The sequence below is a fragment of the Arthrobacter sp. 05L45_2 genome (assembly GCF_056397525.1).
In genome coordinates, this window is sequence record NZ_JBFTNO010000141.1 from 1 (window position 1) to 8387 (window position 8387).

The 8387-nt window shown below is 70.6% G+C and carries 6 protein-coding genes and 1 pseudogene; 6 read left to right on the forward strand and 1 reads right to left on the reverse strand.

The features are described from left to right. From AC1DHD_RS11380 to galK, 6 genes are all read left to right on the forward strand, one after another. The coding region (locus AC1DHD_RS11380; RefSeq protein ID WP_476879820.1) for a carbohydrate ABC transporter permease at window positions 1-544 on the forward strand (544 nt) is incomplete at its 5' end. A 35-nt stretch (window positions 545-579) separates the two neighbouring features. Beyond that, a complete protein-coding gene (locus AC1DHD_RS11385; RefSeq protein ID WP_476879824.1) occupies window positions 580-2679 on the forward strand; it encodes a beta-galactosidase in 2100 nt (699 codons plus the stop codon). Window positions 2680-2688: 9 nt separating this feature from the next. After that, entirely contained in the window at window positions 2689-3486 is a 798-nt protein-coding gene (locus AC1DHD_RS11390; RefSeq protein WP_476879821.1) for a DeoR/GlpR family DNA-binding transcription regulator, read from the forward strand. 64 nt (window positions 3487-3550) lie between these two features. Further along, window positions 3551-5782, forward strand: coding sequence for an alpha-galactosidase (locus tag AC1DHD_RS11395; RefSeq protein ID WP_476879825.1), 2232 nt, complete (start codon window positions 3551-3553; stop codon window positions 5780-5782). 1 nt (window position 5783) lies between these two features. Further along, window positions 5784-6896: a galactose-1-phosphate uridylyltransferase gene (gene galT, locus AC1DHD_RS11400; protein ID WP_476879822.1), complete on the forward strand. Its 1113-nt coding sequence runs from the start codon at window positions 5784-5786 to the stop codon at window positions 6894-6896. Between the two features lie 2 nt (window positions 6897-6898). Beyond that, the gene (galK, locus tag AC1DHD_RS11405; RefSeq protein WP_476879823.1) at window positions 6899-8071 is read left to right on the forward strand and encodes a galactokinase; all 1173 of its coding nucleotides are present in this window, start codon (window positions 6899-6901) and stop codon (window positions 8069-8071) included. 78 nt (window positions 8072-8149) lie between these two features. Here the strand turns inward: galK and AC1DHD_RS11410 are convergent. After that, a pseudogene (locus AC1DHD_RS11410) lies at window positions 8150-8387 on the reverse strand (alkane 1-monooxygenase); the annotation flags it as partial.

An 8387-nucleotide genomic window follows, 5' to 3' on the forward strand; every position in this document is an offset into this window, starting at 1 on the left:
CCTGATTATGTTCACGGCCGGAAACCTGCTTCCCCCGCAGGTCCTCGCCGCGCCCCTGTTCGAGATGTTCAAGCTGCTGCCGCTTCCCTACAGCGTCAGCGACTCGGGGAGCCTGCTCAACACCTACATCAGCGTGATCGCCGTGGACACCGCGTTCCAGATCGGCTTCGTGACCTTCGTCCTCTCGAACTACATGAAGGCCCTCTCCCCCGAGCTCACCGAGGCTGCGCTGGTTGACGGGGCCGGGATCTGGCGCCAGTACTGGGACATCATCCTGCCCCTCTGCCGTCCCGCCCTGGCCGCCATGGGAACACTCGAAGTCATCTTCATCTACAACGACTTCTTCTGGCCGCTGCTCTTCCTGCAGAGCGGGGACCGCCTCCCCCTCACCACGGCCGTCAACAACCTCCAGGGCCAGTTCCTTTCCAACTACAACCTCATCGCGGCCGGCGCCATGATCACGGCCATCCCGGCCCTGGTGATCTACCTCCTGCTCCAGCGACACTTCGTGGCCGGCCTGACCCTCGGCTCCAGCAAAGGATAATTGTGGACAACAGCACCAAGCAGACCGACGCCGCCATGGACTACATCACCGCCCGCCTCGGCTCGGAAGGCTCCCCCATGCTCGCCTTCGGCGGGGACTACAACCCCGAGCAGTGGCCCGAGGAAACGTGGGAGGAAGATGTCCGGCTGATGCGGGAGGCCGGCGTCAACCTGGTCAGCGTGGGCATCTTCAGCTGGTCGCTGCTGGAACCGTCCGAGGGCGTCTACGAGTTCGGCTGGCTGGACCGGGTCCTGGACCTGCTGCACGCCAACGGCATCCGGGTGGACCTGGCGAACGCCACCGCATCGCCGCCGCCGTGGTTCAGCCACAAATACCCGGAATCACTGCCGGTCACTGCCGACGGCGTCCGCCACAGCTACGGTTCGCGGCAGGCCTTCGCGGCTTCCAGCCCCGACTACCGCCGGGCGGCCGCCGCGCTGACCGAGCAGATCGCCGTCCGCTACAAGGACCACCCCGCCGTCGTGATGTGGCACGTCCATAACGAATACGGCTGCCACAACCAGCCGGACTTCTCCGACGGCGCCGCTGCGGGTTTCCGGCGCTGGCTCGAGGCCCGCTACGGCAGCCTCGACGCGCTCAATGCCGCCTGGGGCACCGCCTTCTGGTCGCAGCGCTACTCGGCCTGGGAGGAGATCCTGCCGCCGCGGACCTCCGGGACCTGGGTGAACCCCACCCAGCAGCTGGACTTCGCCCGCTACTCCTCCGATGAGTTGCTCGAATGCTACAAGGCCGAGGCCGCCATCCTCCGCTCGCACTCGGGCCACCCGGTCACCACCAACTTTATGGGCTTCAACATGGGCCTGCACCAGCCGGTGGACTACTGGCGCTGGTCCGAGGAAATGGATGTGGTGTCCAACGACCACTACCTGATTGCCGAGGACCCGCGGAACTACCAGGAGCTGGCCGCCACCGCGGACCTCACCCGCGGCTGGGCCAACGGCAAGCCGTGGCTGCTGATGGAGCACTCCACCTCCGCCGTCAACTGGCAGCCCCGCAACATCGCCAAGGCGCCCGGCGAGATGCTCCGCAATTCCATGCAGCACGTGGCCCGCGGGGCCGACGGCGCGCTGTTCTTCCAGTGGCGGGCCTCCCGGGCCGGCGCCGAGAAGTTCCACTCCGGGCTGCTGCCGCACGCCGGCACCGACACCAAGGTCTGGCGTGAAGTGGTCCAGCTCGGGCAGGCGCTGCGCAGCCTGGCCGAGATCGCCGGGTCCGTGGCGACCGGCGCCTCCGGCCAAGTGGACGTCGCCATCCTGCACGACACCGACGCCCGGTGGGCCTCGGAACTGGACTCGCACCCCAGCGTGGACGCTTCCAACATCGCCGAAACCCGCCGCTGGCACGACGCCTTCTACCGCGCCGGCATCCCCACGGACTTCCGGCAGGGCACCGACGACCTCTCCGGCTACCGCCTGGTGGTCGCCCCGATGCAGTACCTGGTCAGCGATGCCGGGGCCGCGAACCTGGACGCTTACGTCCGCGCCGGCGGCCACCTGATAGTGACGTACTTCTCAGGTATCGTGGACGAAAATGACCACATCAGGCTTGGCAGCTACCCCGGCGCGTTCAGCGCACTGCTCGGCGTCCGGATGGAAGAGTTCTTCCCGCTCCGGGAAGGCGAGAATGTCCGGCTCACCGGTTACGGCGCCGGCACCTGCTGGAACGAGCTCGGGCAGGCCACCACCGCCGAGGTCCTCGCCGCCGTGGACGAGGGACCGGCCGCCGGTTCCCCCGCCGTGACCCGCAACTCTGCCGGAAGCGGCCGCGCCTACTACGTCGCGACCTCGCTCGCGCCGGAGGGGCTGGGCGAGTTGCTCAGCACCGTCTGCGCGGACGCAGGGGTGGAACCACTCGTTCCGGACCTGCCGGAGAACGTCGAGGTGGCCCGGCGCAGCAAGGACGGGACCGACTGGACGTTCTGCATCAACCACGGGAGCGCCGACGTCCGGCTCCCGCTGGCCGGCGTCGACGTGCTCACCGGCACCGAGCTCGACGGCGGTCTCGGCCTCGCGGCCGGAGCAGTCGCCGTCGTCCGCTCAGCGGCCGCCGGGCTCGCCGGCACGGCCGCAGCCCACTCACACCAGCCAAGCCTGCCAACCCCCTCAAACCTGTAAGGACCCCAGATGCTCGCCGCAGCCCGTCATTCAGYCATCCTCGCCGAGGTCCAGCGCGAACGGATCGTCCGTGTCGCCGATCTCGCCAAGATGCTGGGCGTCTCGCTGATGACGGTACGGCGGGACATCGAGGCCCTGGACGCGTCCGGCGCCGTGGAGAAAATCCACGGCGGGGCCAAGCTGCCGGGCGGGGCCAGCACCCACGAGCCGGGCTTCGAGCTGAAGGTGACCCAGCTTAAGGACGAGAAAATGGCCATCGCGCAGGAGGCAGCGGCCCAGGTGCGGGAGGGGATGGCGGTGGGCCTCAGCGCGGGCACCACCACGTGGGCGCTCGCCCAGCTGCTCTCCGCCGGCCCGCGGATCACGGTGGTGACCAACTCGGTGCGGATTGCCGACGTCTTCCACCAAAGCTCCTCGCCGTCCACCGTGATCCTGACCGGCGGCGAGCGCACCCCGTCCGATGCCCTGGTGGGCCCGCTGGCCACATCCTCGCTGAAACAACTGCACCTGGACGTCCTGTTCCTCGGCGTCCACGGCGTCGACCCCGACGCCGGCTTCACCACCCCGAACGTGCTGGAGGCCGAAACCGACCGGGCCTTCGTCGCCGCGGCCCGCCGGGTGGTGGTCCTGGCCGACCACACGAAGTGGGGCACCCTGGGCATCAGCACCATCGCCGCGCTCGAGGACGCGGACGAACTCATCAGCGACGACCGGCTGGGCAGCGAGGCCAGGCGCGTCCTCGGCGAGCGCGTCGGCCGGCTGCGCCTGGCCCCCACCGAGGCCGCGGCCAGCGCCGCCGCCGGCTGACCCAACCAGCACGCACCACCCACCCGACCTGACAACGCCTGGAGCTGCAGTGAATAACCCGGACCTGAACCTTGCCCCGGCACCCCTCGCCGGAGGAACCGACACACCGCCGGCTCCCCTCTACCTGCGGCGCTCCGGCACGGCGCTCCTCATCGACTTCAGCACCGGCGAACCCGCCCTGCTGCACTTCGGCGCCGACCTCGGCCCCGACCTGCCGGACCTAGCGCTGCTGCGGGACCCCGTCCCGCACTCGGCCCTGGACACCCCGGTGACCCTGGGCCTGGTTCCGCAGGCGTCCTCCGGCTGGCGCGGCCGGCCCGGACTCCGCGGCCACCGCGACGGGCGTGCGTTCTCCTCCCGGCTCCGGCTGGTATCCGTTGCCGAGGGCGGCACCGGCTCCGCGGTCATCACCCAGGCCGACCCGGACGCCGGCATCACGGTCCATACCGAGCTCCGGATCAACGACGGCGGCCTCCTCCAGCTCCGCCACTCGCTGACCAACGACGGCCCGGACCCCTACACCGTCGAGGAACTGGCGGCCGTTCTGCCCGTAGGCCGCGCCGCGACCGAGGTCCTGGACCTGACCGGCCGCTGGTGCCGCGAATCCCACCCCCAGCGGCTGCCCCTTAACCAGGGCACCTGGGTCCGCTCCGGCCGGCACGGCAGGACCGGCCACGATGCCTCACTCCTGCTTGCCGCCGGCACCCCCGGCTTCGGATACCGGCACGGGCAGGTCTGGGCCGTCCACCTCGGCTGGAGCGGCAACCATGAGAGCTTCGTCGACACCACGGGCGACGGCCGGACCGTGATCGGCGCGTCCGAGCTGCTCGGATCCGCCGAAATCACCCTGGCCCCGGACGCCCGCTACGAGACCCCCTGGCTGTTCGCCGCCTACTCCGCGGACGGCCTGGACGGCATCACTGACGCCTTCTACACCTGGTTCCGCGGGCGCCCGCACCACCCCGGGACGGCGTCGGGCGCACCCCGCCCGTTGGTGCTGAACGTCTGGGAGGCCGTGTATTTCGACCACCGGCTCCCGGCCCTGCTGGAGCTCGCCGAGACCGCCGCGGACCTCGGCGTCGAACGCTACGTGCTCGACGACGGCTGGTTCCGGGGCCGGCGCAACGACTCCGCCGGCCTTGGCGACTGGTATGTCGATGAGCAGCTCTGGCCAGACGGGCTGACACCGCTGATCGACGCCGTCACCGGGCACGGCATGGAGTTCGGCCTCTGGGTGGAACCGGAGATGGTGAACGAGGACTCGGATCTGGCCCGGGCGCACCCGGACTGGATCGCGGGCCCGGCGCCGCGCCGCGCCGCCGACTCCGACGGCCRCCTGCCCGAACGCTGGCGGCACCAGCAAGTCCTGGACCTGGTCAACCCCGGGGCCTGGCAGTACATCTTCGACCGGCTCGACGCGCTGCTCCGGGAGAACCGGATCAGCTACCTCAAGTGGGACCAGAACCGGGACCTGACCGAGATGGGGCACGCCGGCCGGCCCTCGGTGCATGCCCAGACCCAGGCCGTGTACCGGCTGCTCGACGAGCTGCGCCGGGCCCACCCCGGCGTGGAAATCGAAAGCTGCTCCTCCGGAGGCGCCCGCGTGGACCTGGGCATCCTGGAACGCACCGACAGGGTCTGGGGCTCGGACTGCAACGATGCCCTGGAGCGGCAGACCATCCAGCGCTGGACCGGCATGGTGGTCCCGCCCGAGCTCGTCGGATCCCACATCGGACCCACCACCAGCCACACCACCGCACGCACGCACGACCTCTCCTTCCGGGCCATCACGGCGATGTTCGGCCACTTCGGCCTCGAATGGGACGTCCGGCAGCTCAGCGCCGCCGAGCACACAGAACTCGCCCGGGTGATCGCGTTGTACAAGCAGTACCGTTCCCTGCTGCACAGCGGGCGGATGGTGCGGGCCGACGAGCCCGATCCGGCCTTCCGGGTGCACGGCGTCGTCGCCCACGACGGCAGCGAGGCCCTCTACGCGGTGGTGTCCGTCGCGACGTCGTTCGCCGAGATGCCCGGCCGGATCTGCCTCCCGGCCCTGCAGCCGGAAGGCCGCTACCGGGTGGAGGCGGTGTATCCGGACTCCGATGACCGGGGTGCCTACATCCACACGGTGCCGCCGGCCTGGCTGGCCACGGGAGTCGAAGCCACGGGCCGTTTCCTCGCGGCTTCGGGCCTGCCGATGCCGGTCCTGAACCCCGAACACGGCGTGCTCCTGGCGGTCCGCCGTGTCACTGACGCCGACTCCGCCGACGGCGGCCACTCCGTAAGGAATTCCTAGCATGGGCCAGATCACCAAGCGCGCCTGCAAGCTCTCCGACGGGCGTGACCTTATCTACTTCGACGACGCCGACACGTCGCTCCCGGCCGAGCGCGGCCCGGACCTGCGCGAACCGGCCGTCCGGCCGCCGACCGCCACGATGCGCCAGGACGTCCTGACCGGGGAGTGGATTTCCATCGCGGCCGCCCGGCAGAACAGGGTGGTCCTGCCGCCCTCGCACCTGGACCCGCTGGCCCCGGCGTCGCCGGAGAACCCCTCCGAGATCCCAAGCCTCTACGACGTCGCGGTTTTCGAGAACAAGTCCCCGTCCTTCGGCCCGGACCTGGCGGACGACGGCGGCCCGGCCAGCCTGGCGGAGCTCGCCACGGTGGGGCTCGGCCGGAGCAGGCCGTCGGTGGGCCGGTGCGAGGTGGTCTGCTTCTCCCCCGAACACACCGGTTCCCTGGCGGGCCTGCCCGTGTCCCGGATGCGCACGGTCGTGGAGGCGTGGGCGGACCGTACCGCAGCGCTGTCCGCGCTGCCCGGCGTCGAGCAGGTCTTCCCGTTCGAAAACCGTGGCGAAGCAATCGGCGTGACCCTGCACCACCCGCACGGCCAGATCTACGCCTACCCGTACATCACGCCCCGCACGGCGCAGCTGATCCGCACCATCGAGAACTATGGCGGCTCGCTGTTCGAGGACATCCTCGGCTTCGAGCAGGCCTCCGAACGGGTCCTGCTCAAGGGCAGGCACTGGACGGCGTTCGTCCCGTTCGCCGCGCGCTGGCCGCTGGAAGTGCACATGCTCCCGCACCGGCACGTGCCGGATCTCGCAGCGACCACGGACGAGGAACGCGACGAGTTCTCGGTGCTCTACAGCCGGCTCCTGCGCGGCGTGGACGCTCTCTACGACACCCCTACCCCGTACATTTCGGCCTGGCACCAGGCCCCGGTCAACGCCCACCGGGACGACGTTCGGCTGATGCTGCAGCTGACCTCGCCGCGCCGTGAAGAAAACAAACTGAAGTACCTGGCCGGCTCCGAGGCGGCCATGGGGGCGTTCATCGCCGACATCCCGCCGGAAACCGCCGCCGCCCGGCTCCGGGACGCCATGGACAAGGAAGAGGCAGCATAACCATGACGGAACTGTTCCAACAGGGACTCGACTACTTCGCCGCCGCGTTCGGCCACGCCCCGGAGGGCCTCTGGTCTGCCCCGGGGCGGGTCAACCTCATCGGCGAGCACACGGATTACAACGACGGCTTCGCTTTCCCCCTGGCCATCGACAAGCGCACGGCGGTCGCCGCGGGCCTCCGCGCGGACCGCAGGCTCCGGGTTGCCAGCAGCTCGTTCCCCGGGGTTGTGGAGCTGGACCTTGCCGAGCTGGACCCGGACGCACTTGAGGGCTGGGCCGCCTACCCGCTGGGGGTCGCCTGGGCCATGGCCCGGGCCGCGGCAGACCGCGGCACGGACTCTTCCCGGCTGTCCGGCGTCGACCTGGCGCTCAGTTCCGAGGTCCCGGCAGGCGCAGGCCTATCCTCCTCGGCGGCCGTCGAATGCTCAGTGGCGCTGGCGCTCAACGAACTCTGGAGCCTGGGCTTGGGTCGGCAGGAGCTGGCGAAAATCGGGCAGCTCGCCGAGAACCGCGTGGTGGGCGCGCCCACCGGCATCATGGACCAGTCGGCGTCGCTCCTGGGTGAACCGGACCACGGCATCCTGCTGGACTGCCGGAGCCTGCAGACCGAGGCGGTGCCGTTGGGTTTCGCCGGCGCGGGGGTGGGTCTGCTGGTTATCGATACCCGCACCAGCCACTCGCACGCCGACGGCGGGTACGCCAGCCGCCGCCGTTCCTGCGAGGAGGGCGCCCGGGCCATGGGCGTTCCCAGCCTGCGGGATCTCGGGACGGAGGACCTGCCCCGCGCCGCCGCCGTCCTCGACCCGACCACCTACCGCCGGGTCCGGCACGTGATCACCGAAAACCAGCGTGTCCTCGACACCGTGGCCACACTGCGGGCCGACGGTGCCGCTGCCATCGGGGCACTCCTCGACGCCTCGCACGTCTCGATGCGCGACGACTTTGAGATTTCGACGGCTGAACTGGACCTGGCGGTCTCCAGTGCCCAGGAGCTGGGCGCCATCGGTGCCCGGATGACCGGAGGCGGTTTCGGCGGTGCCGCGATCGCGCTGGTCCGGGACGCCGACGCCGGCCGGATCGCCGAGGGCGTGGCGGAGCGCTTTGCCCAAGCCGGCTACACGGCCCCGCACATCTTCGCGGTGGCCGCCGCGGAGGGCGCCCGCCGGGAGTCCTAGCCGGCCGGCGCCATACGGCCGCTGATGCCCGGCCCGTCCGGGCCCGTCCGGGGCCGGGCGGGGCCGGGCGACCCCGCCTCAGACGCGGACGAGCCCGGCGACCTCCGCGAGGARCTCCACTGAGCGCAGCCGGTCCTCAATCCGTGCGCTCTGGTGCGCGACGATCAGTTCGTCGGCGTCGGCGTGGGCAGTGAACTCCTCCAGGTATTCCTGCACGGCGGCGGGGGTGCCCACGGCGGAGTATTTCATCATCTGCGCCATGTGCTGGCCCTGCGGCGCATCCAGGATCATGTCCGCCTCGTCGTCGCTGAAGACC

Excerpts from the sequence above, each read along its gene's own strand:
- galT (WP_476879822.1), top strand. The coding sequence starts at position 5,784 with ATGGGCCAGATCACCAAGCGCGCCTGCAAGCTCTCCGACGGGCGTGAC.
- galK (WP_476879823.1), top strand. The coding sequence starts at position 6,899 with ATGACGGAACTGTTCCAACAGGGACTCGACTACTTCGCCGCCGCGTTC.
- AC1DHD_RS11385 (WP_476879824.1), top strand. The coding sequence starts at position 580 with ATGGACTACATCACCGCCCGCCTCGGCTCGGAAGGCTCCCCCATGCTC.